This is a genomic window from Pseudomonas sp. MPR-R2A5 (assembly GCF_058793055.1).
Window position 1 is genome coordinate 27,903 of record NZ_JBXAFK010000055.1, and the last position, 23,325, is coordinate 51,227.

General features: G+C 60.1%; 22 protein-coding genes. 2 read left to right on the top strand and 20 right to left on the bottom strand.

What is annotated here, in order from left to right:
* Positions 1 to 55: 55 nt before the first annotated feature.
* The 20 genes from AC1Q6I_RS29365 to AC1Q6I_RS29460 form a co-directional block, all read right to left on the bottom strand.
* Positions 56 to 667, bottom strand: a complete 612-nt coding sequence (locus AC1Q6I_RS29365; RefSeq protein ID WP_102624634.1) for an ABC-type transport auxiliary lipoprotein family protein — start codon at positions 665 to 667, stop codon at positions 56 to 58.
* Entirely contained in the window at positions 664 to 1,602 is a 939-nt protein-coding gene (locus AC1Q6I_RS29370) for an MlaD family protein (RefSeq protein ID WP_024072643.1), read from the bottom strand. The genes AC1Q6I_RS29365 and AC1Q6I_RS29370 overlap by 4 nt, the downstream gene beginning before the upstream one ends.
* A 1-nt stretch (position 1,603) precedes the next feature.
* Positions 1,604 to 2,407: an ABC transporter ATP-binding protein gene (locus tag AC1Q6I_RS29375; protein ID WP_024072644.1), complete on the bottom strand. Its 804-nt coding sequence runs from the start codon at positions 2,405 to 2,407 to the stop codon at positions 1,604 to 1,606.
* A complete protein-coding gene (locus AC1Q6I_RS29380) occupies positions 2,404 to 3,552 on the bottom strand; it encodes an ABC transporter permease (protein ID WP_024072645.1) in 1,149 nt (382 codons plus the stop codon). Before AC1Q6I_RS29380 ends, AC1Q6I_RS29375 begins: the two co-directional genes overlap by 4 nt.
* Positions 3,553 to 3,605: 53 nt before the next feature.
* Positions 3,606 to 4,637: a DUF5924 family protein gene (locus AC1Q6I_RS29385; RefSeq protein WP_024072646.1), complete on the bottom strand. Its 1,032-nt coding sequence runs from the start codon at positions 4,635 to 4,637 to the stop codon at positions 3,606 to 3,608.
* A 71-nt stretch (positions 4,638 to 4,708) separates the two neighbouring features.
* Entirely contained in the window at positions 4,709 to 6,091 is a 1,383-nt protein-coding gene (locus AC1Q6I_RS29390) for a M16 family metallopeptidase (protein ID WP_102624635.1), read from the bottom strand.
* Positions 6,092 to 6,148: 57 nt separating this feature from the next.
* Entirely contained in the window at positions 6,149 to 7,807 is a 1,659-nt protein-coding gene (locus AC1Q6I_RS29395; protein ID WP_024072648.1) for a Na/Pi cotransporter family protein, read from the bottom strand.
* 211 nt (positions 7,808 to 8,018) lie between these two features.
* The gene (locus AC1Q6I_RS29400; RefSeq protein WP_003214768.1) at positions 8,019 to 8,786 is read right to left on the bottom strand and encodes a TerC family protein; all 768 of its coding nucleotides are present in this window, start codon (positions 8,784 to 8,786) and stop codon (positions 8,019 to 8,021) included.
* Positions 8,787 to 8,854: 68 nt separating this feature from the next.
* Positions 8,855 to 10,162: a CitMHS family transporter gene (locus AC1Q6I_RS29405; RefSeq protein WP_024072649.1), complete on the bottom strand. Its 1,308-nt coding sequence runs from the start codon at positions 10,160 to 10,162 to the stop codon at positions 8,855 to 8,857.
* Positions 10,163 to 10,474: 312 nt separating this feature from the next.
* On the bottom strand, positions 10,475 to 12,436 hold the full coding sequence (locus AC1Q6I_RS29410; protein ID WP_102624636.1) for a DUF7844 domain-containing protein: 1,962 nt from the start codon (positions 12,434 to 12,436) through the stop codon (positions 10,475 to 10,477).
* A complete protein-coding gene (locus tag AC1Q6I_RS29415) occupies positions 12,433 to 12,753 on the bottom strand; it encodes a DUF2388 domain-containing protein (protein WP_024072651.1) in 321 nt (106 codons plus the stop codon). Before AC1Q6I_RS29415 ends, AC1Q6I_RS29410 begins: the two co-directional genes overlap by 4 nt.
* A 26-nt stretch (positions 12,754 to 12,779) precedes the next feature.
* Positions 12,780 to 13,088 carry a DUF2388 domain-containing protein gene (locus tag AC1Q6I_RS29420; RefSeq protein ID WP_024072652.1) on the bottom strand — a complete coding sequence of 103 codons (309 nt, stop codon included), beginning with the start codon at positions 13,086 to 13,088 and terminating at the stop codon, positions 12,780 to 12,782.
* 104 nt (positions 13,089 to 13,192) lie between these two features.
* A complete protein-coding gene (locus AC1Q6I_RS29425; RefSeq protein ID WP_102624637.1) occupies positions 13,193 to 13,513 on the bottom strand; it encodes a DUF2388 domain-containing protein in 321 nt (106 codons plus the stop codon).
* A 162-nt stretch (positions 13,514 to 13,675) separates the two neighbouring features.
* Positions 13,676 to 13,861 carry a DUF1127 domain-containing protein gene (locus AC1Q6I_RS29430; protein WP_102624638.1) on the bottom strand — a complete coding sequence of 62 codons (186 nt, stop codon included), beginning with the start codon at positions 13,859 to 13,861 and terminating at the stop codon, positions 13,676 to 13,678.
* Positions 13,862 to 14,121: 260 nt separating this feature from the next.
* A complete protein-coding gene (locus AC1Q6I_RS29435; protein ID WP_003214752.1) occupies positions 14,122 to 14,337 on the bottom strand; it encodes a DUF1127 domain-containing protein in 216 nt (71 codons plus the stop codon).
* A 318-nt stretch (positions 14,338 to 14,655) separates the two neighbouring features.
* Positions 14,656 to 16,149, bottom strand: a complete 1,494-nt coding sequence (gene scpC, locus AC1Q6I_RS29440) for a succinyl-CoA:acetate CoA-transferase ScpC (RefSeq protein ID WP_024072655.1) — start codon at positions 16,147 to 16,149, stop codon at positions 14,656 to 14,658.
* Between the two features lie 180 nt (positions 16,150 to 16,329).
* Positions 16,330 to 17,766: an NAD(P)(+) transhydrogenase (Re/Si-specific) subunit beta gene (locus tag AC1Q6I_RS29445; RefSeq protein WP_024072656.1), complete on the bottom strand. Its 1,437-nt coding sequence runs from the start codon at positions 17,764 to 17,766 to the stop codon at positions 16,330 to 16,332.
* Positions 17,766 to 18,086 carry an NAD(P) transhydrogenase subunit alpha part 2 gene (locus AC1Q6I_RS29450; protein WP_003220416.1) on the bottom strand — a complete coding sequence of 107 codons (321 nt, stop codon included), beginning with the start codon at positions 18,084 to 18,086 and terminating at the stop codon, positions 17,766 to 17,768. Before AC1Q6I_RS29450 ends, AC1Q6I_RS29445 begins: the two co-directional genes overlap by 1 nt.
* Before the next feature lie 15 nt (positions 18,087 to 18,101).
* Positions 18,102 to 19,223, bottom strand: a complete 1,122-nt coding sequence (locus AC1Q6I_RS29455; RefSeq protein ID WP_024072657.1) for a Re/Si-specific NAD(P)(+) transhydrogenase subunit alpha — start codon at positions 19,221 to 19,223, stop codon at positions 18,102 to 18,104.
* A 452-nt stretch (positions 19,224 to 19,675) separates the two neighbouring features.
* Positions 19,676 to 20,575, bottom strand: coding sequence for a LysR family transcriptional regulator (locus AC1Q6I_RS29460; RefSeq protein ID WP_024072658.1), 900 nt, complete (start codon positions 20,573 to 20,575; stop codon positions 19,676 to 19,678).
* A gap of 157 nt (positions 20,576 to 20,732) precedes the next feature.
* On the opposite strand from AC1Q6I_RS29460, the gene AC1Q6I_RS29465 reads away from it, so the two are divergent.
* Positions 20,733 to 21,914, top strand: coding sequence for an acyl-CoA dehydrogenase (locus tag AC1Q6I_RS29465; RefSeq protein ID WP_024072659.1), 1,182 nt, complete (start codon positions 20,733 to 20,735; stop codon positions 21,912 to 21,914).
* A gap of 13 nt (positions 21,915 to 21,927) precedes the next feature.
* Entirely contained in the window at positions 21,928 to 23,148 is a 1,221-nt protein-coding gene (locus tag AC1Q6I_RS29470) for a CaiB/BaiF CoA transferase family protein (RefSeq protein ID WP_024072660.1), read from the top strand.
* The last annotated feature ends 177 nt before the right edge of the window (positions 23,149 to 23,325 follow it).

Here is a 23,325-nt window from a genome sequence, read left to right on the forward strand (position 1 = left end):
GTTGATCTGTGAACACATTCAAAATGTGGGAGGGGGCTTGCCCCCGATGAGGCCCTCAGCGTTTCACAGTACCGTTACCCTGCTGAACAACCCATTCCACCACCTGCCTGTTCAACTGATCCCCGGCTTGGCCAAAAGCCGCCACCACCGCCGGCACTTGGGTGTCTGTCACTGCCTGGCGCACTTCAAACCGCCGGCTGGCAATAATCCGCTGATCACTCCCACGCACCAGGCGTGCGTCGAGGCGGATCAACACGTCCACCGCACTGCCCCGGTATTCACTCTGGAACGCCTGCAACTGTCCGCCCAGCTCATAGTCGGCCTGCAGGTTGGTGTCGTCGGTGCTCAACAGGGTCACTCGCCCATCGCGCTGGAACCCGTCCATCAGGCGATTACGCAACAGCACGGGCGCCGGATCGCTCCAGCGTGAGTTCGCATAGCTGCTGATCAAATCGCCATTGGGCACCACGGCGATGCGCGGGCTGTCGAGGAACTCACTGGTCTGCGGCTTGGTCAGGCGCAGCGACCAACTGACCGGCGCTCCCTGGTGGGCGGCCTGGGCCGAGGGCAGTCGGTAGGTGTCCGACGGATCCGCCTTGGGCAGGATCGAGCACGCGCCGAGCAGCGCCAGGGCCACAGGGGCCATTATTTGGTAAGCACGCTTCATGGCGTGAACTCCTTGTTCTTGTCGCTGCCCAGCAGGTAGCCACTGGGGTTGGCTTCCAGGCGACGGGAGATGGCGCGCAGCGAGCCGAGGGTTTCGCGCAGTTCGCGCACGGCCGGCGCCAGTTCGTTAAGACCTTGCATGCCGCTGTTCACCGACTCCTTGTTGTCAGTCAGCAAGGTATTGATGGTCGCGGTGCTCTGCTCAAGGGATTTCATGGCTTGCTCGGCGCTGCCGAATACCTGCTTGCCTTGATCGTTGAGCAGGCCGTTGGCATTGCGCATCAGCGCGGTGGTCTGCTCCAGGGCGGCACCGGCCTGTTTGCTGACCTGCATCAGTTGCTGCATGACCACCTTGATATCGCCACGCTGGTCGGCAATCGCACCGGTAGTTTGTTCCAGATGATCCAGGGTATTGCTGATGCGCTCGACGTTCTGCGCCGAGAACATGTCGTTGGCGTTGTGCAGCAGCAGGTTGATGCTGGTCATCAAGTCGTTGCTGTTATTCAACAGCCGCGCGATAGGCGACGGCGACGCGATGATTTCTGGCAGGTTGCCGTCCTTGCCCTTGAGTTTCGGGCTTTGTGGCGTGCCACCGCTGAGCTGGATGATTGAAGTACCGGTGATGCCGGTCAGGGCCAACTTGGCCTGGGTGTCTTCCTTGATCGGCGTCTGGCCAGAGAGGCGGATGCGCGCGAGCACGCGGCGCGGGTCGTTCGGGTCCAGGCGCAGGCTGATCACATCACCCACCTTGATCCCGCTGTACTGCACCGAGCTGCCCTGGGACAGGCCGCTGACCGCCTCGTTGAAGATCACTTCGTAATCCTCGAAAGCGGTGTCGACGCTGGACTTGGCCAGCCACAGGCCAAACAGCATCGCGCCGACCACCACGATCACGCTGAACAGACCGATCATCACATGATGGGCTCGGGTTTCCATGTCATACCTCGTTGAGCGGTTGAGCGGCATCCAATGCCGCGCGGCCCCGGGGGCCGTGGAAATATTCGTGAATCCAGGCGTCGTTCGTTTCCGAGACGACATCGATGGCGTCGGCCACCAGCACTTTCTTCTGCGCCAGCACAGCCACGCGGTCGGTGATGGTGTACAGCGTGTCGAGGTCATGGGTGACCAGGAACACGCTCAGGCCCAGGGCATCGCGCAGGGTCAGGATCAGTTGGTCGAATTGCGCCGCGCCAATCGGGTCGAGGCCGGCGGTGGGTTCGTCGAGAAACAGGATGTCCGGGTCCAACGCCAGGGCCCTGGCCAGGGCGGCGCGCTTGATCATGCCGCCGGACAGCGACGCCGGGTATTTGTCGGCTGCCGACAGTGGCAAGCCGGCCAGGGCCAGTTTGACCGCCGCCAGGTGTTCGGCATCGGCGCGGCTCAGGCCGGCGTGTTCGATCAGCGGCAGCGCGACGTTCTCGGTGACCGTCAGCGAGGAAAACAGCGCGCCCTTCTGGAACAGTACGCCAAAGCGCCGTTCCACCAGGGAGCGCTCATGCTCCGGCAGGCTCGGCAGGTTCTTGCCGAATACCCGCACCTCGCCTTCGCTGGGCCGACGCAGGCCGACGATGCTGCGTAACAACACGGACTTGCCGCTGCCGGAGCCGCCGACCACTGCGAGAATTTCGCCCTTGTACAAATCCAGGTCGAGGTTCTCGTGCACGCTCTGGCGGCCAAAGCGATTGCACAGTCCACGGACCTCGATCACCGCCTCGCTGGGGGCTCGGGGTAGGCGACTCACCAGTTCATCTCCATGAAGAACAGCGCGGCGACCGCATCCAGCAGAATCACCACAAAGATCGATTGCACCACGCTGGACGTGGTGTGGGCGCCGACTGACTCCGCGCTGCCGCTGACCTTGAAGCCTTCCAGGCAACCGATGGCGGCAATCAGGAAGGCGAAGATCGGCGCTTTCACCATGCCCACCAGGAAATGCTGTACGCCAATGTCCGATTGCAGCAGGGAGAGGAACATCGCCGGCGAAATATCCAGGGTCACGGCACACACCACCCCACCGCCGACAATCCCCGAGAGCATCGCCAGGAACGTCAGCATCGGCAGCGCTACCAGCAGCGCCAGCACGCGTGGCAATACCAGCAGTTCCATTGGGTCCAGGCCCAGGGTGCGGATGGCGTCGATTTCTTCGTTGGCTTTCATCGAGCCGATCTGCGCGGTAAACGAACTGGCGGTGCGACCGGCGATCAGGATTGCGGTGAGCAGCACGCCGAATTCCCGCAGGAAGGAAAACGCCACCAGGTCCACGGTAAAAACGGTCGCGCCGAAGCTTTTGAGCACTGTGGCACCGAGGAAGGCCACCACGGCGCCCACCAGAAACGTCAGCAAGGCAACGATGGGCGCGGCGTCCAGGCCGGTCTGTTCGATGTGGGCGACCATGGGGGTCACGCGCCAGCGCTTGGGGCGCAAGATGCTACGGGCGAAGGTCTCAAGGATCAGGCCGATAAAGCCCAACAGTTGCTTGCTGTCCTGCCAGACCGCATCCACCGCGCGGCCGATACGCGCCAGCACCTGGATGCCGGTGGCCTCCTCCGGGGCTTTCTCCGGCACGCAGAAATCATTGAGTGAGCGGTAGACGGTCTTGAGCAGCGCGCGGTCGGCGGTGGACAGGCTGCAATCGGTCTGTTCGGTCGATTGCTCAATGCGGGCCGGGCCCAGCAGCTCCACCAGCAGCGAAGCACCGGCCGTGTCCAGGGCGCCCAGGCCATTGAGGTCGATGCGCGCGCCAGCGTCGTATTGGCCGTCGAGTTTGTCTGACAGCTTCTTCAGGTTGGCGTAGTGGGCAAGCGTCCAGTCCCCCGTAATCCTGAGCAACGGAGGAGCGGTGGACGTATCGAGGTGGGCTGTGCCGGCCGTGGTGCTACTGGTCATAAGCTCCGAGCTTGTCTGCTATCCACAATGCCTACGTAATAGCACGATATAGCCTACTTTGGGTTGTCCGTTTGTGCTGTGTCAGTCACTTTGAAACGCAACACACCGATCACCTGTCCGTCTTCGGTCAACACACGCACTTGCCAGCGGCCCACCGCGTCGGGCGGGAAGTTCTGCTTGTGCGTCCAGGCGCGGTAACCTTCCTTGCGCCCACCATGGATATCCAGGGCAATACGGTCGACTTCTTTGCCGTTGAATTTCCATACGTGGTAGATCCGCTCATCCAGCCCGCGTGGTGCGTTGATCGCGGTATAGGCATACAGGCCGCCGCTGCGCAGTTGGGCGGCGCTGACTTCGGTGAGGTCATCGCCCGGCGTGCGGTCTTGCAATTGGGTGCTGATGGCCACTTCGGTCATCCACAGGGTTGCCGGTGGTACCCAACTGCGCAGGAACCAGCCGGCGCAGCCAATGGCAGCCGTGACACCCAGCAGCATCGCCCAGCCTTTGAGGCTGCGCAGTGGCAAGCTCACTGCCAGGCTTGGTATCGACAGCACCATGGCCACGCCGAGGGCGAGCTTGTAGCTCTCGGCCGTCGTCAGGTGCAGGATGATCGGCAGCGCGGTCAGCAGTGCGGCGAACAGGGTCAGGGTATGCAGTGCAAGGAACAGCGAGCGCTTGGGCGCCAGCCACTTGTAGTACAGCGGGTCGGTGATCGACACCAGCGCCGCCGCGCCAAGCAGCCCGGTGAACATCGACTGGCCGCTGTTCCAGGTGGTGGTGACGAAAAAGAACGGCAGTACAAAAAACAGACTTTCCTGGTGGATCATCTGGGTGGCATAGCGCAGCAGCGGTTCGGGGATTTCGCGCTTGAAGACTTTGGTGAACAGTTGGGTAAAGCTGTTTTCCAGCATCAGCCACAGCCAGCTCACCAGCATGATCACTGCGATCCAGCTGGCCATGCCCTGCTGGCGGTCCACCAGGATGAAGCTGCTGACCCCCGATATGAAACCGCCGAGTGCGATCACCCCTGGGTAGCGCTTCATCAGTTCGAGGATGCGCTGGATGTAGTGAGTCAGGTTCGGCATTCGGCAGTCACAGTCTTCGTAGGAAAAAATCCCAGACAGAATAACGTCTTAGCCCTGGGTTGGGTGCCTCATTACAGGATCCGTTTGCGATAGCGGCGTATGCCGATCAACACAGTGGCGATCAGCCCCAGCACCCCGGCGCCGATCCAACTCAGCCCGTCGTAGCTCAGCAGCGGTTTCTCGATACGCCAGTAGCCTGGCTGCTTGAACGCTTCGCGCATGGCCTGGTTGGTCTGCTCCAGGCTGACGGCCTTGATGCGTTTGACCGGGTCGCTGAAGCGCCCGTTGTTGTAGTCGCCCGAAGCGCTCCAGTAATAGTCGGCCAGGGCGCTGTTGCCCTGCACGGCCCAGGCCTGGCGAGCGATGGCGGCTTGTTTGAGGCGGGTGAATACCGTGGGGTCGAGCCCGTCCTTGAGCAATTGCGCCTTGAGGTCTTGCAGCACCTGTTCGGCTGCAGGGAGGCTATCGCGCTCGAGGTCGGCGTTCAGGCTCAGGAAACCGACACCACCGAGCACTTCGCGTTCGCTCCAGGGGCCGTAGGACAGCCCATGCTTGAGGCGCAGTTGGCGGTACAGCGCCCAATCCAGATAATCCTTGAGCAGGTCGTAGGTTTCATCATGCTGGTCGTCCAGTACCGGCTCGGGGAACAGCCAGTGCAGTTTGGCGCTGTCACCGACCCAGCCGTGGATCAGGTCGCGGTGGCTGGCGGCGGCGTGTTGGATTTCCGGCAGGGCCAGGTGCTCGGTCGGCTCGACCGGGTCAAGCGCGCCATAGGTGCGTTCCAGGTAGGCCGGCAGCAGCTTGTCGAGGTCGCCGACGATGATCAGGGTCATGTTGTTGGGGGCGTACCAATTTTTGCGCAGTTGCTCCAGCTGGTTGCGAGTCAGTTGGCCAACCTCGGCGCGTTCGGCACATTTGAGCCCCAGTTCGACGGCCAATTGGTTGCTGGCGGTGTGGCCCAGGTCCTGGCGGTCCAGCAGGCGTTGCAGGTGCGAGTAGTGACCGCCGTCCTCGCGTTCGACGACTTGCTTGGCGGCTTTGATATTGGCGTCGGTCAGCGTGGTGCGGGTGATGATGGCGAGCAGCAGGTCCAGCACCTTGCGCTGGTTTTGCGCGGGGGCTTCGATCACGAAGGTGGTGTCGGCGTTGCTGGTGTAGGCGTTCCACTCGCCGCCCAGGGCTTGCATGCGGTCTTCCAGATCGCCTTCGCCGCCTCCGTCGATGCCACTGAACAGCAGGTGTTCGAGCAGGTGCGGCAGTTCCTTGTCCTCGCAGCTGAAGTCATCCAGGCCCACGCCCACCACCAGGCGAATGGCCACGTGCCCACGTTCGGTGCCCGGTTTGAGCAGCAACTGCAGGCCGTTGGGCAAGATGTAGCCCTCGACCTGCAGGCGATCAAAGGCAAAGGCGTGTGCAGAGCCCATGAGCAGGCAAGCGAATAACAGGCGACGCATAACAAGCTTCCTGGCGAGTGAGGTCAGTTTTAACTGACTTCACGGGCCACCGTACGTTCAGGGCGAATGTGTGATGTCGGCAATATCTTCGGTGGAAAGTGCGCCGGTGTCGGAGGTTTCCAAGACGACATAGGCACTGCTGCAAAACAATGAGTTCAAGCGCTTCATGTCGGCAATCAGTTCCAGATGCAAGGAACTGGTCTCCAGGCTCTGTACGATCTTGCGCTGCAAGCGGCTGACGTGAGCGTGTGCCAGGCGGCGTTCCTGGGCGCGGAAGCGGCGCTTTTCGCGCAGCAGTTGACGAGCGCTTTCCGGGTCGGCACTGAGGAACACCGACAGGCCCAGGCGCAGGTTGGCGATCAGTTGGCTGTGCAGGCCGGTGAGTTCTTCCAGGCCCACTTCAGAGAATTGGCGGCGCTGGGAGGTTTTTTGCTGTTGGACTTTGCGCAGCATGCGTTCGATCAGGTCGCCAGCCAGTTTCAGGTTGATCGACAGTTCGATGATTTCTGCCCAGCGGCGGCTGTCCTGTTCGCTGAGGTCTTCGCGGGGCATTTGCGCCAGGTAGAGCTTGATCGCGCTGTAGAGCGACTCGACGTCGTCGCTGAGGCTGCGCATTTCCTGGGTGATGGCCGTCTGTTTTCCGCGCAATACTTCACGCATGGCGGTCAGCATGTTGTCGATCAGGTCGCCCAGGCGCAAGGTTTCCCGCGCGGCGTTGGCCAGTGCCAGGCTCGGCGTGCTCAGCGCCGCGAGGTCGAGGTGGCGTGGCTTGGCCTTGCCGTTGGCCTCTTCACGTTCGGGCAGCAGCCAGGCACATAGCCGGGCCATCGGGCCGATGGTCGGCAACAGGATCAGGCAGCGGCTGACGTTGTAGAGCAGGTGGAAGGTGATGACCATGCCTTGGGCGCTGTAGTCCAGGCCGTCCATCCAGCGTACGAGCGGGTCGAGCACCGGGATGATCAGCAGCAGGCCAATCAGTTTGTAGAGCAGGCTGCCCAGGGCCACTTGGCGGCCGGCGGCGTTCTGCATGCTGGTGCTGAGGAAGGCCAGCACGCCACTGCCAATGTTGGCGCCAATCACCAGGCCGATCGCCACGTGCAAGCCGATGACCCCGGCGCCGGCCAGGGTAGCGGTCAGCAGTACAGCGGCGAGGCTGGAATAGGAAATCATCGCGAACAAGGCGCCGACCAAGGCGTCGAGCAGGATGTCGCCGGTCAGCGAGGCGAACAGCACCTTCACGCCTTGCGCATGGGTAATGGGCCCGGCGGCTTCGACGATCAGTTGCAGTGCGAGGATGATCAGCCCGAGGCCGATTCCGACCCGGCCCAACTGCCCTGCCCGCGTCTGTTTGCGCGACAGGAAGAAAATCACCCCAAGAAAAATCAGCAGCGGCGACAGCCAGGACAGGTCAAACGTCAGCACCCGCGCCATCAGTGCGGTACCGACGTCGGCACCGAGCATGGTCGCCAGGGCGGGCATCAGCCCCATCAGCCCTTGGCCGACGAACGAAGTCACCAGCATCGCCGTGGCGTTGCTGCTTTGCACCATGGCCGTCACCAGAATACCGGCGACAAATGCCAGCCAGCGCTTGGACATGTTCTGTCCGATGACTTGGCGCAAGTTGGAACCGTAGACCCGCAGGATGCCGGTACGGACAATGTGCGTGCCCCAGATCAAGAGGGTCACGGCGGAAAGCAGATTGAGCAAGGTCAGCATGCTCGGCCCCCCGTGTGGGTGTGCTCCAACAGGAGCTAAGGAGAATTGCCGCGTGCCGTTCTACGTCTTGTACTTAAGCTGTAGTTGGCGAATGGGCTCTGCGCCAGCATCGCATAGCTAAAGTGGGGATTGAAACAAAACTGTCATGAATTCAGCTTTTTGCAGATGAAAAAATGGGGCGCGAACGCCCCATTTCGGCAACGGATCAATGTTATTGACCCGGAATGTCCTTGCGCAGTTTCACAGGGTCCTGCTGTTTCTTCTTTTTCGCGATGGCTGTGCGCATCTTGATATTCACCGCTTCCACCGCCAGCGAGAACGCCATGGCGAAGTAGACGTAGCCTTTTGGCACATGCACGTCGAAGGCTTCGGCGATCAGCACGGTACCGACCACCAGCAGGAACGACAGCGCCAGCATCTTCAGCGATGGGTGCTTGTCGATGAAATCGCTGATGGTGCCGGCTGCCAGCATCATCACCAGTACCGCAACGATGATCGCTGCGACCATGACCGGCACATGGGAGACCATGCCGACCGCGGTGATCACCGAGTCCAGCGAGAACACGATGTCGATGATCGCGATCTGGATGATGGTGTAGATGAACTTGCCACCGGCGCCCTTTGGCTCGTCGTGGGTTTCGTCTTCACCTTCCAGGGCGTGGTACATCTCCTGGGAGCTTTTCCACAGCAGGAACAGGCCACCGAAGAACAGGATCAGGTCGCGACCGGAGATGCCTTGGCCGAAGACCACGAACAGATCGTCGGTCAGGCGCATGACCCAGGTGATCGACAGCAGCAGCAGGATGCGGGTGACCATGGCCAGGGCCAGGCCGAAAATCCGGGTGCGCGCCTGCATATGCTTGGGCATGCGGCTGACCAGGATCGAAATCATGATGATGTTATCGATGCCCAGGACGATCTCGAGGGCCGTCAGGGTGAAGAAGGCAATCCAGATTTCCGGATTGGTCAGCCATTCCATGTGTATTCCTTTGAGCAAATGTTAAACCGCGCAAGCTGCAGCGCCGCGCGGTGAGTGGGTCGGTACGATTATAGAGTGCTGAACAGCGGAAAAATCCCCATCAGCAATGCGGCGAACATTATGCACAGGCATACCAGCACTGCCCACTTGAGGGTGAAGCGTTGGTGATCGCCGAATTCAATGCCGGCCAGGGCCACCAACAGATAGGTCGAGGGTACCAGTGGGCTGAGCAAGTGCACGGGTTGGCCAACGATGGAGGCGCGAGCCATTTCCACCGCGGTAATGCCGTAGTGGCTGGCCGCTTCGGCCAGGACCGGCAGTACGCCGTAGTAGAACGCATCGTTGGACATGAAGAAGGTGAACGGCATGCTCACCAACGCGGTGATTACCGCCAGGTACGGGCCCAGGGCTTCAGGGATGACCGCCAGCAGGCTCTTGGACATGGCGTCGACCATGCCGGTGCCCGACAGGATGCCGGTGAAGATACCCGCGGCGAAGATCAACCCCACCACGGCCAATACGCTGCCGGCGTGGGCGGCGACACGGTCTTTCTGCTGTTGCAGGCACGGGTAGTTGACGATCATCGCGATACTGAACGCCACCATGAACAGCACCGGAAGCGGCAACAGGCCGGCAATCAGGGTGCCCATCAGGGCCAGGGTCAGGGCGCCGTTGAACCAGATCAGCTTGGGACGGCGGGCGTCCGGGAATTGCGACACGCTGATCTCACTGTGGTCGATCTCGTCGCCTTGCAGGTGCAGTTCACCCAGCCGCGCACGTTCACGCTTGCCGTACATGTAGGCAATCACCAGGATCGCCACCACGCCAGCGGCCATGGCTGGGATCATCGGTACGAAGATGTCCGACGGGTCCACATGCAGCGCACTGGCTGCACGGGCGGTCGGGCCACCCCAGGGGGTCATGTTCATCACGCCGCCGGCGAGGATGATCAGCCCGGCCATGATCCGCGGGCTCATGCCGATGCGCTGGTACAGCGGCAGCATGGCGGCCACGCAGATCATGTAGGTGGTAGCGCCGTCACCGTCGAGGGACACCACCAGGGCCAGCACGGCGGTGCCGACCGAGACTTTCAGCGGGTCGCCCTTGACCATCTTGAGGATCTTGCGCACGGCCGGGTCGAACAGGCCGGAGTCGATCATCAGGGCAAAGTAGAGAATGGCGAACATCAGCATGACGCCGGTCGGCGCGAGCTTGGTGATGCCTTCGAGCATCATCGGGCCGATCTTCGGTGCGAAACCCCCGAACAGCGCGAACAGGATGGGCACGATGATCAAGGCGATCAGCGCGGACAGGCGCTTGGTCATGATCAGGAACATGAACGTGATGACCATGGCAAAGCCAAGGAAAGTCAGCATAGGAATACTCCAGGCGTAGCGCGACTAGGGAATGGCGAACCGGGTGGTTCAGCGCAGAACGAAAGACACGAGGCGTACGGGTGGAGGGGGGACGAACAGGTGGGTACGGGCGGACATCGGGAATCACCATTGTTGTTGTTAACAGCCGGTCTGTTGCCGGCAGTGGGGGGCGATCCTAGACGCGTAAGCTTTCAACCAGCTTTCGCTGGGCAAACGGAGGGTGGTGGGAAGACGCACGGTCTTCAGGGATACACAGGTCAAATGTGGGAGAGGGTTGGCTCCCACATTTGGAATACGTTTATCTCGGGTATTTCAGGGCAGTTCGAGCCCGCCGGCCGCCTTGTGCAGTGCCCGCAAATGCTCGCCCACTTGCTTGAGGTTGGCTTCACACGCGGCAATCTCAGCGGCACGGGAGGGCTCCAGCAGCGCCCTCACCTCTTTATCCAGCTCGCCGGTGAGGGATTGCAATTGCTTCTGGCGCTCGGCGCTTTCTGATTCGAGGCGTTTGGATTCCGACGGTTGCGGCAAGCCGTAGCCACCGCTGCCCAGCAGTTCCGCCGGACGGCTGAGGAAGCCGCTGTTGGCGAGGATCTGTTGCAGCGTGGCGTTGGCTTTCTCCATGCCGCCATTTTTCAGCTCACGAGCGCCGAGGTAGCGCTGCTTGACCTCATCCTGGGCCAGCATCAATTGCTTGCGAAAGCTCGCCTGTTCCAGCAACAGCAGCGCGGCGCTGGTGCGCAGGTCGGCCTGGCCGAACCATTGCCGGCGCTCGGCCGCGCTGAGGGATAACCAATCTTCAACCTGGGTCTGCTTGATCGGCAGGTGTTTGCGCAGTACATCGAACATCGCCTGGTAGCGTTCGCGGAACGAGTCGAAGTGGTAGCCCAGGCGTAACGCCTCGCGTTTGTCCTTCAGTACGCTGGTGTCCGCCAGGCCGCGTGTCTGCAGGACTTCGAGCAGGCCGTTGGGGGTGATGTTGTCGAGCCCGGTCAGCTGCGGATTGGCGCTGCCGCTGCGCAACAGTTTCAGGCTTTCCACCGCACAGTTGTTAGAGATGAAAAAGTAATTGCCATCGTAGCTCCAATGCATCTCGGCGGCATGCTCAACGGTGTCGTTGATTTCCTGGCGCGTGAGTTTCAACGGCACCGAGGCCAGGCCGCGCAGCTCGGTCTTGGTGTATTCGTCGATCACCTGGGACAGTGGCAGGACGAACAACCGTGACGGGTACTTGCCCACCAGGCCATCCCAGCTCGACAGCTGCACATCGCCGACGAACGCGCGGTAGGACAGCACCAGGTGCTGGTCCAGGTCCAGCCTGCAATCCGGGCCACGGGGGCGCCCGGGCGCGCAGATCACCAGGCGCAACATGCTGTGGCCCCAGCGGCTCACCAGGTTCTGGTTGGCTTCGGCCAGCAGGTAGTCGATCTCATACACTCGCTCCGGATCGACCTGGCCCAGGGGCGTCTTGGCGAAATCGTTACCGGCGTTGAGGAAGGCGTAAGTGCTTGCGCAGGTGTCCTGTGCCGGTGGTGCCCAGCCGAAGTGTTGCTGGTAATAGCGGAACAATGACGGGCGACGGCAGGCGTAGCTTGGGTCGAGGAGAAAGTACTCCATGTTGACCGCAACGAACTCCAGCGGGCTGGTGGTTTCGTAGATATCCGGGCTGCGCGCGACCTGGTGGTTGTGCTGTTCACGCTCGCCGCGGCGGCCGACGTATTGCGGCCAGCCGGCGAGGTCCAGCAGGCGCGGGTCGTCACTGAGGGTGAAACGGCGATCGTTCTGGCCACGGCATTGGTCAGGCAGGCCGATCAAGCCGGTGATGTTGTTCTGGCGGCTGCAACGCTGGATCAGTGTGCGTTCGTCTTTGGACCAGAGGCGCGCACGGTCATAGATGTGGGTCAGTTCATGCAGCACGGTGGCGAGCATTTCCCGGCGCACGGTGCCGTGGGGGCGGTTGGTCTTCTGGGTGGCGGCGCTGCCGTCGGTCAGGCTGGCGAGAAGGTTGCGGTTGAGGTCCAGCTCGGACACCAGGGAAGCCTGGCCATAGGCGTTCCCGGGCATTTGGTCGGTCCAGCCGACATCGATGCGCCGGTCCAGCTGTTCGATGAAGCGCGGCGGCAAGGAGCGCATCGCCTCATCAAGCAATGCCTGGCTGGCCTGCTGTTCAGCCGGGCTCAAGCCATCGGTCTTGAGCCGCAGTTGCAGGCTGGCCTGGGCGGTGCTGGCACACAGCAGCACAACCCCGGCCAGGAGCCAGGCGTTAATGCGCCTCACAGAGCGAGAATGGCTTCGGCGAGGGTCTGGTCACTGGCGTCGCGGGCTTCCGGTACGCGGGTCCGCAGGGTGTCAAAGGCGGCTTCCAACTGTGCACCGCGAATTTCGCCATTGGTGGCGACGAAGCTGGCGGCATCATCGTGGGCTTCGCGCACGATTTTGGAGTCGCGGATGGAGGTGGTGGTGTCCGAGGTGAAATCAATGGTGCGGCCAGAGGCGCGAACAATGATGTTACTGGTGGCCACCAAGGTATGCGCCTGGGCAACGTCTGCCAACAACAGCAGGCCAAGGGTGGCGGCGATCAGCGGGCTACGCATGGAATGACTCCGAAATACAAAGATGATTATTGGACGAGAATTGCTTGCGCCAGTTCAAGGTCGCTGGCGTTAAGTTTTGGCTGGGTACGGCGCAGATAATCCAGCGCTGACTCCAGTCGGGCCCCCCGCCATTGGCCGTCGGTGGCAATGAATGCGGCAGCGTCATCCTGGGCGGCCATTATCAGCTTCCTGTCAAACGGCGCGGAGGTCACCTTGCTGGTGGCGTACGCGCTCACGACGGTACTCTGGGTGGTCAGGTCAAAGGCCGAAGCCGTCGACGACCAGCAGGCCGAAAACAACACAGGAACAATCAACAGGCGGAATGAAAAAGCCATGGGACTCGACAACTGAAAGCGAGCGCCAAGGCTAGCGCAATGCCCGGGCGAGAGCCAGTCCGATAGCATTCAGGGAGCGGCGCTCGCTCCCGGCGTGCTGCGACTTAGATGGCCAGGATAGCCTGGGCCAGTTGTGCGTCAGTCGCGGCGTTCAGTTGTGGCGCTTGTTGGCGGATCTGGGCCAGGGCGCTTTCCAGCTTCACCCCACGAATGGCGCCTTCGCTGGCGACAAAGCTGGCGGCGTCGTCACGGGAGGCGCGCACGACTTTGTTGTCACGCAGCGATGAAGTGGCATCGGAGCTGGCGTCGGAGGTGGCTTTCAGTGCGCCAACGATGGAGTCGGTGGTCACAATGAAACTGCTCGCATTGGCATTGGCAGCCAATACCAACAGGGCGACAGCACTCAGCAGGCGAAGACGGGACATGGGGGACTCCTGTAGATAAATGGAAAAAGCGGCGCAGAGTGGCCACATGTGAAACGGGCACTGTCGTTGCTATTGAGCATCAGACGCCCGTTCTACAAGGTTCGCCACGTGGTGAGTGGATATTAAGCCGCCGCTTGTCCGTTCGGAAAGCCTCTTGACCGTCTAGTCACGCCAGAACGGTTTGGCCAGCTCTGCCATTCGGTCGGCGTGGCTGATGCCGGCATCCGACAGTTCCCGGGGATCGAGTTGTGCCAGCTGGCGCCGCTCATAGTGACGTCGTGCCCACCTGGCGAATGCTGAAGCAGTAAGGATAAGCAGCCGTTTGCTGGACGAAGGACGGAGGTTCATGACGGGGCTTCCATGATTGCTGAAGCACCATGGTGTGCGAGTCCCCGCTGCCGAAACAGGTACACCGGAGTTAAATTGTACTGCTTAATTGTTGTTTTATTTAAACTGTACCGGTTGAGATGAAAGGCTTCTGTTCGGCGATCAAAAAAGCCAGGCCCCAGATACAACAAAGCCCGCCTCCGGTTACCCGGGGCGGGCTTTGTTTTGACAAATCAGGTTGCTGGCAGTGGACCCGTCAGGTCAGGGCCAGCGAGCGCCAATCAGCGCCAGAACGGCTTGCTCAGCTCTTCGTAGCGTTGAGCTTCGCTGATACCGGCGTCAGCCAGCAGACGCGAATCCAGGCGAGCCAATTGATGGCGGCTGGAGATGCGGCGCTGCCACAGCATCAGGTTGGCGAGAACGCGCAGAGGCAGGGAAGCCTGGGTGTTTACAGCTTTTTCTTCGAAGAACAGATCGGAACTGAGTGTACGTTCCATGATGACATCCTTCCGCTTGTGGCGGGATTAGGTAGTGGTTTAACTGATGCCAATGATCCTCCTCCGACACAAGACTCTCTAGATACAGTTCACCTGTATTGTGAGGGGCCAGTTAACTGTTTATAGCGGCTGTACTGTACGGAAATGGAGCAACTGTACCTGTCCGCACTGAAATAGTGCGAAATAGGTGTTTTCGATGAAGGGTGTGGGATATTTCGGTAGGAAATGACCGGTACAGCAGTACAGTTTTTTGCAAAAAGCTCAGTCAGACAGCCGAGCTGATGAAACTGTGTTTGCATCAGCTCGGATCTGTACCAATCACGCCTTGAGCATATGCCCGGTTTCTTCCAGATTGATGTGCCAGCTCAGTGCTTCGCGCAGGATGTGCGGGGTGTGCCCGCCTATGGCGCAGGCCGATTCGAAGTAGCTGTTCAGCGCATCGCGGTAAGCCGGATGTACGCAGTTGTCGATGATGACCCGTGCACGCTCCCGTGGCGCCAGCCCACGCAGGTCAGCCAGGCCTATCTCGGTCACCAGGATGTCGACGTCATGTTCGGTGTGGTCCACATGGCTGACCATCGGCACCACGCTGGAAATCGCACCGGCCTTGGCAATCGACTTGGTGACGAAGATCGCAAGGTGCGCGTTGCGCGCGAAGTCACCCGAGCCGCCAATCCCGTTCATCATTCGCGTACCGCACACATGGGTAGAGTTGACGTTGCCGTAGATGTCGAACTCCAGCGCGGTGTTGATGGCGATGATACCCAGCCGGCGAACTACTTCCGGGTGGTTGGAGATTTCCTGCGGGCGTAGTACCAGCTTGTCCTTGTAGTGTTCCAGGTTGCCGAACACGTTGGCGTTGCGCCGTTCCGACAAGGTGATCGAGCTGCCGGAGGCGAAGCTCAGCTTGCCCGCGTCAATCAGGTCGAACGTCGAGTCCTGCAGGACTTCCGAGTACATGGTCAGGTCTTCGAACGGCGATTCGATCAAGCCGCACATCACCGCGTTGGCGATGTTGCCGATGCCAGCCTGCAACGGGCCGAGCTTGTTGGTCATGCGTCCGGCGTCCACTTCCTGCTTGAGGAAGTTGATCAGGTGATTGGCGATCCCTTGGGTGTCGTTGTCCGGTGGTGTCACGGTCGAGGCGGAATCGGCCTTGTTGGTGATCACGATGGCGACGATCTTCTCCGGTGGGATCGGGATCGCGGTGCTGCCAATGCGATCGTCGACGTTCACCAGCGGGATCGGTGTGCGGGTTGGCCGGTAGGTCGGGATATAGATGTCGTGCAGCCCTTCCAGGTTCGGGTTGTGCGCCAGGTTGATCTCGACGATGACCTGCTTGGCGAAAATTGCGAAGCTGGCCGAGTTACCCACGGAGGTGGTGGGCACGATATGGCCTTGTTCCGTGATCGCAACGGCTTCGATCACGGCAATGTCGGGCAGCTTGAGTTGGTTGTTGCGCAGTTGCTCGACGGTCTCTGACAGGTGCTGGTCAATGAACATCACCTCGCCGGCGTTGATGGCCTTGCGCAAGGTGCTGTCGACCTGGAACGGCATGCGCCGGGACAGCACACCGGCCTCGGTCAGTTGCTTGTCCAGGTCGTTGCCCAGGCTGGCACCGGTCATCAACGTGATTTTCAGAGGCGAAGTCTTGGCGCGTTCGGCCAGGGCGTGGGGAACGGCCTTGGCTTCACCGGCACGGGTGAAGCCGCTCATGCCGACGGTCATGCCGTCCTCGATCAGTGCGGCGGCGTCTGCCGCGCTCATGACCTTGTTCAACAGCGAAGGCAAGCGGATACGATCACGGTACATGGATTGTTATCTCGGGCTACGGGAGGCAAGGTGCGCAGTTTAGTGATTTCAAACAATTTCGGCCCGCTACCATGGTCGAATGCCGGGTGCCGATTTAGAGCCTTTTGTCGGGTTTCATGCAGCAATAAAAAACCCTAGCCTACTGGAGGCCAGGGTTTCAGGTATTGCGCTGGCGCAGTGTTATTCGACAGCTTTGACCATGTCTTCGATGACTTTCTTGGCATCACCAAAGACCATCATGGTCTTGTCCAGGTAGAACAACTCGTTGTCCAGGCCGGCATAGCCGCTGGCCATGGAGCGCTTGTTGACGATGATGGTCTTGGCCTTGAACGCTTCCAGAATCGGCATGCCGGCGATCGGCGAGTTCGGATCGTTCTTGGCGGCCGGGTTGACCACATCGTTGGCGCCCAGCACCAGCACCACGTCGGCCTGGCCAAACTCGGAGTTGATGTCTTCCATCTCGAACACTTGGTCGTAAGGCACTTCGGCCTCGGCCAGCAACACGTTCATATGCCCAGGCATACGCCCTGCCACCGGGTGGATCGCGTACTTCACGGTCACGCCGCGGTGGGTCAGTTTTTCTGTCAGCTCTTTAAGCGCGTGTTGTGCCCGTGCCACTGCCAAGCCATAGCCCGGCACGATGATCACCGTGTCGGCGTTGGTCAGCAGGAAGGTGGCATCGTCTGCCGAGCCGGACTTCACCGGGCGTGCTTCTTTAGAGCCTGCCGCCGCGCCAGCATCCGGCGTGTTGCCGAAACCGCCGAGCAGTACATTAAAGAAGGAGCGATTCATCGCCTTGCACATGATGTACGAGAGGATCGCACCGCTCGAACCCACCAGCGAGCCGGCGATGATCAGCATCGAATTGTTCAGCGAGAAGCCGATCCCAGCCGCTGCCCAGCCGGAGTAGCTGTTGAGCATCGAAACGACGACCGGCATGTCGGCGCCGCCAATCGGGATGATGATCAGCACGCCGAGCACGAACGCCAGGGCCAGCATCAGCGCAAAGGCGGTGAGGTTGCCGGTGAGCATGAAGGCCAGGCCCAGGCCCAGTGTGGCAAGGCCCAGCACCAGGTTAAGTTTGTGCTGGCCGCCGAACTGTACCGGTGCGCCTTGGAAGAGACGGAACTTGTACTTGCCCGAGAGTTTGCCGAATGCGATCACCGAACCGGAGAAGGTGATTGCACCAATCGCCGCGCCGAGAAACAGCTCCAGGCGATTACCGGCAGGGATCGAGTCGCCCAGGTGTTTGACGATACCCAGGGATTGCGGCTCGACCACGGCGGCAATGGCGATAAACACCGCTGCCAGGCCGATCATGCTGTGCATGAACGCCACGAGTTCCGGCATCTTGGTCATTTCGACGCGCTTGGCCATGATCGAACCGGCGGTGCCGCCGATCAGCAGGCCGACAATCACATAGCCGATGCCCGCGGTGGCGAGTTCTGCGCCGAGCTTATAGATGAGGCCCACGGTAGTGAGTACCGCCAGCGCCATGCCGAGCATGCCGAACAGGTTGCCGCGTCGCGATGTGGTGGGGTGCGACAGGCCCTTGAGGGCCTGGATAAAGCAGATAGACGCGATCAAGTAGAGCGTCGTAACCAGATTCATGCTCATTACTTAGGCGCCTCTTCTTTTGCTTTCGGGGCTTTCTTCTTGAACATCTCGAGCATCCTGCGAGTCACCAGGAAACCGCCGAACACGTTCACTGCTGCCAGGGCCACGGCCAGGGTGCCCATGGTCTTGCCCAGCGGGGTCACGGTGAGCGCAGCGGCGAGCATGGCGCCGACAATCACGATCGCCGAGATGGCGTTGGTCACGGCCATCAATGGCGTGTGCAGTGCGGGGGTAACGTTCCAGACCACGTGATAACCGACATAAATCGCCAGCACAAAGATGATCAGGTTGTAGATACCGGGGGAGATAAGCTCTTCCATCGTCTGAATCCCTGCTTAGGCGTTTTTGCGGATGACTTGGCCGTCGCGGCACATCAGGCACGCAGCGACGATGTCGTCTTCGAGGTTGATTTCAAACTGCCCTTCCTTGTTGAAGACCAGCTTCAGGAAGTCCAGCAGGTTGCGCGCGTACAAGGCCGATGCGTCGGCGGCAACGGCACCGGCCAGGTTGGTCGGGCCGCAGATGATCACGCCGTTTTCGACCACTACCTGGTCAGCGACGGTCAGTGGGCAGTTGCCACCCTGGGCGGCGGCGAGGTCAATGACCACCGAGCCGGGCTTCATCTGCGCGACGGTGTCGGCACTGAGCAAGGTCGGTGCCTTGCGTCCAGGGATCAGCGCGGTGGTGATAACGATGTCGGCTTGCTTGGCGCGTTCGTGCACGGCCACGGCCTGGCGTTGCATCCAGCTGGTTGGCATTGGGCGCGCATAGCCGCCGACACCCACGGCGCATTCACGCTCTTCGTCAGTTTCGTAGGGCACGTCGACGAACTTGGCGCCGAGGGATTCGATCTGCTCTTTGACGGCGGGACGCACGTCGGACGCTTCGATCACGGCACCCAGGCGTTTTGCCGTGGCGATGGCCTGAAGGCCGGCAACGCCGGCACCGAGGATCAGCACGCGTGCGGCTTTCACAGTACCTGCAGCGGTCATCAGCATCGGCATAAAGCGTGGGTAGTGATGGGCGGCGAGCAACACAGCCTTGTAACCGGCGATGTTGGCCTGCGACGACAGCACGTCGAGGCTTTGGGCGCGCGAGGTGCGCGGCGCGGCTTCGAGCGCGAATGCGGTAATGCCGTGTTCGGCCAGCTTGGTGATGATTTCGTTGCTGAACGGATTGAGCATGCCCACCAACACGGTGCCGCTTTTGATCAGCGTCAGTTCGCTGTCGCTGGGGGCGACCACCTTGAGAATCAGCTCGGCGCCAAACGCGTCGCCGGCACTGCCAATGGTCGCGCCTGCCGTTTCATAGGCACTGTCGACGATGCTGGCCTTGACACCTGCGCCGCTTTGTACAGTGACCTTATGGCCCTGGCCGATCAGCTTCTTGATGGTTTCCGGGGTGGCAGCCACCCGTGTTTCACCGGTCTGGGTTTCGAGAGGAACACCAATGTGCACGTCAAATCTCCTGCATGATCTTTTTGCTTTTGATCTTTTTGTAAAAAGGCCAGTGCACCGTGGGTGGCGCATCTGGGGCGGCCGATCAGCACGATCCCGCTGAAATGACAGCGGGGCGCGGCATTTTGCAGGCGAACTTTACGGCCATCAAGGGATTATGACGGGTGACGAAAAATTAACTACAAGTCACCCTGTGACTGATTGTCGCAACACTTTGAAATAACCGCTTTAAATACAGGTATTTAAAGGTGTTAAGGCAATTTTTGAGGTTTTTGTCATCGTCCCGGTGAATAGTCGAGCATTGGCCGAAGATAGTTGCTCAAAGCCAGCAAAGTCATGGCTTTGAGTCATGTTTCTGGAGGACAAGTACAGTCTGTTAAAAAGCGACATATACGTATATCTGTAGGATATAAAAATAGCTGACTACAAGGTCAGCAAATTAACTATGGCCTTCAAATGCTGGGGATGTAGCGCTGTGATTGGTCCACGAGCCAGTCTCTGAACGCATGCAGTGAGGCGGACTCAACTTTTCTCTCTGGAATCATCAGGTAGTACGCCTTGGAGCTGCTCAGTGCGTTGGGGCTTGCGATGACCAATTGGTGTTCGTCGAGCTCTCGTTGGATCAGGAAAGGTGGGATCAGCGCGATGCCCATGTCATGCATGGCCGCCTGGGACAACATCGAGAATAGCTCGTATCTCGGGCCTGTCATGTCGCGGGGGATGTTCAACTGTTGGGCGTTGAACCACTGGCGCCAGGCGTAGGGGCGAGTCGTCTGCTGCAGCAGTGGCAGCTCGGCAATTTCCTGGGGGCTGAAGTGCGTACGGGTTCTTAATAGCCTGGGGCTGCATACTGGGACAGGATTCTCGCCCATCAACCTGTGGGATTCGGTACCAGACCAGTCGGCATCGCCGAAGTAGATCGCAGCATCGAATTCTGTGTCGGCAAACAGAAAGGGGCGCGTGCGGTTGGTGAGGTTCACCGTCACTTCGGGATGTTGGCGTTGAAAGTCCTTGAGGCGAGGGATCAACCATTGAGTCCCAAAGGTCGGGACCACTGCCAGTTCGATGACGTTTGCCCCCTGCTGCCCCATCACGGACAGCGTATCGCGTTCCACTGCGTCCAATTGCGTCGCGACTCGACGACTGTAGGAGAGCCCCGCTTCCGTCAGTTTGACGCCTCGCCGAGAGCGTCGAAACAGCTCGACACTTAAAAATTCCTCAAGACTGGCGATTTGTCGGCAGATAGCGCCCTGGGTGATGGAAAGTTCTTGCGCCGCCTTGGTAAAGCTCTCGTGGCGGGCTGCCGCTTCAAAACTGACAAGGGCAGTGGTGCTGGGGATTTTTCTACGCATGTACCTTGTACTCACTTATAAAGCGCGTATGCGCCCTTCTCGGTCTTTTCGAAGTGAGAAATTAGCACAACCCTATGCGGAAACCTCGTTTGCCCTCTGCGGTCGTCCGGCCTAGGCTCCTTGCACGACTACTGACTTTCTCTGCGAGGACTTATTCATGGCTGGCAAGGCAAGCTTCAACTGGATCGATCCACTGCTGCTGGATCAACAGCTCACCGAGGAAGAACGCATGGTGCGCGACAGTGCGCAGCAATTTGCCCAGGACAAATTGGCGCCGCGCGTACTCGAGGCCTTCCGCCATGAAAAAACCGACCCCGCGATCTTTCGTGAGATGGGCGAAACCGGCTTGCTCGGCGCAATGATTCCAGAGCAGTACGGTGGCAGTGGCTTGAACTACGTCAGCTACGGGTTGATCGCTCGCGAAGTGGAGCGTGTCGACTCCGGCTATCGCTCGATGATGAGTGTGCAATCGTCACTGGTCATGGTGCCGATCAACGAATTCGGTACAGAAGCGCAAAAACAGAAATACCTGCCGAAGTTGGCCTCTGGTGAATGGATCGGTTGCTTCGGTCTGACAGAGCCCAACCACGGTTCCGACCCGGGCGCGATGATTACACGTGCGCGCAAGGTGGATGGTGGCTACAGCCTGACGGGCGCCAAGATGTGGATCACCAACAGCCCGATCGCCGATGTGTTCGTGGTGTGGGGCAAGGATGATGCGGGGGATATCCGCGGTTTTGTCCTGGAGAAAGGCTGGAAGGGCCTGAGCGCTCCTGCGATTCATGGCAAGGTCGGACTTCGTGCGTCCATTACTGGCGAGATCGTGATGGACAACGTGTTTGTGCCTGAAGAGAACATCTTCCCCGATGTGCGTGGGTTGAAAGGGCCTTTCACTTGCCTGAACTCGGCGCGGTACGGCATCTCCTGGGGGGCCTTGGGCGCGGCCGAGTTCTGTTGGCACACCGCTCGCCAGTACACCCTTGATCGTCACCAGTTCGGTCGTCCGTTGGCGGCGACCCAGTTGATCCAGAAGAAGCTGGCTGACATGCAGACCGAGATCACTTTGGCCCTGCAAGGTTGCCTGCGCCTGGGCCGTATGAAGGATGAGGGCACGGCGGCGGTGGAGATCACATCGATCATGAAGCGCAACTCGTGCGGCAAGTCCCTGGACATCGCGCGCATGGCTCGGGACATGCTGGGTGGCAACGGGATCTCCGATGAGTTTGGTGTGGCGCGTCATTTGGTCAACCTGGAGGTGGTGAACACTTACGAAGGTACCCATGATGTGCACGCCTTGATTCTTGGGCGTGCGCAAACCGGCCTTCAGGCGTTCTATTAATAGGAGCATGGGCATGGGCGCGCTTTCGCACCTGCGGGTACTGGATTTATCGCGAGTCCTGGCGGGCCCTTGGGCCGGGCAGATTCTTGCGGACCTTGGGGCTGAGGTTATCAAGGTTGAGCGGCCGGGTAGTGGCGACGACACGCGGGCCTGGGGGCCGCCCTTCCTTAAGGATGCGTATGGCGAGAACACCAGTGAAGCTGCGTATTACCTCTCGGCTAACCGTAATAAGGAGTCGGTGACTATCGACTTCACGCAGCCGGAGGGGCAGAAGCTGGTACGTGACCTCGCAGCCAAGTCCGATATCCTGATCGAGAACTTTAAGGTGGGTGGTCTGGCGGCTTATGGCCTGGACTATGAGTCGCTCAAGGAGATCAATCCTGAATTGATCTATTGCTCGATCACGGGCTTTGGTCAAACAGGGCCCTATGCGGCTCGGGCTGGTTATGACTTCATGATTCAGGGGCTGGGCGGGCTGATGAGTCTTACCGGTCGGCCAGAAGGCGATGAAGGTGCCGGGCCAGTGAAGGTTGGCGTCGCGCTGACCGACATCCTGACAGGGCTTTACTCGACCGTGGCGATCCTGGCAGCGCTTGCTCATCGGGATCACGACGGCGGTGGCCAGCATATCGATATGGCGCTGCTTGACGTGCAGGTGGCTTGCTTGGCCAATCAGGCGATGAATTACCTGACGACGGGAGTGTCACCCAAGCGCCTGGGCAATGCGCATCCGAATATCGTGCCTTATCAGGATTTCCCCACGGCAGATGGTGACTTCATCCTGACCGTGGGTAATGACGGGCAGTTTCGCAAGTTTGCTGAAGTCGCCGGGCAACCGCAGTGGGCGAATGACCCGCGGTTTGCCACTAATCAGGCGCGGGTTGCCAACCGCGCGGCGCTGATCCCGTTGATTCGCCAGGCGACGGTCTTCAAAACGACGAGTGAGTGGGTATTGCAACTCGAACGGGTGGGGGTTCCGTGTGGGCCAATCAATGATCTGGCGCAGGTGTTTGCTGATCCGCAGGTCAAGGCGCGTGGTTTGGCGATGGCGTTGCCCCATGCGCTGGCAGGGAGTGTGCCTCAGGTTGCCAATCCGATCCGACTCTCCAAGACACCTGTGGAATATCGCAGTGCGCCTCCACTGCTGGGGGAGCATACAGTTCAGGTACTCCAGGAGGTACTGGGATTGGGTCCGGCTAGCGTGGCTGCTTTAAGAGAGGCGGGAGTCATCTAAATAACGCTTCTTCTATATAGGAGCGCCCGGGTCCCATATAAAACAGTTTGGTGGTTTTTTAATCAATGTTAACTAATTGATAAGAAAGCAAAATAAAGGGTTGACGGCAGATTCTGGAAGTCTATAATTCGCCCCACTTCCGGCGCAGTCGAAACGGAAAACTCCTTGGTAAACAAA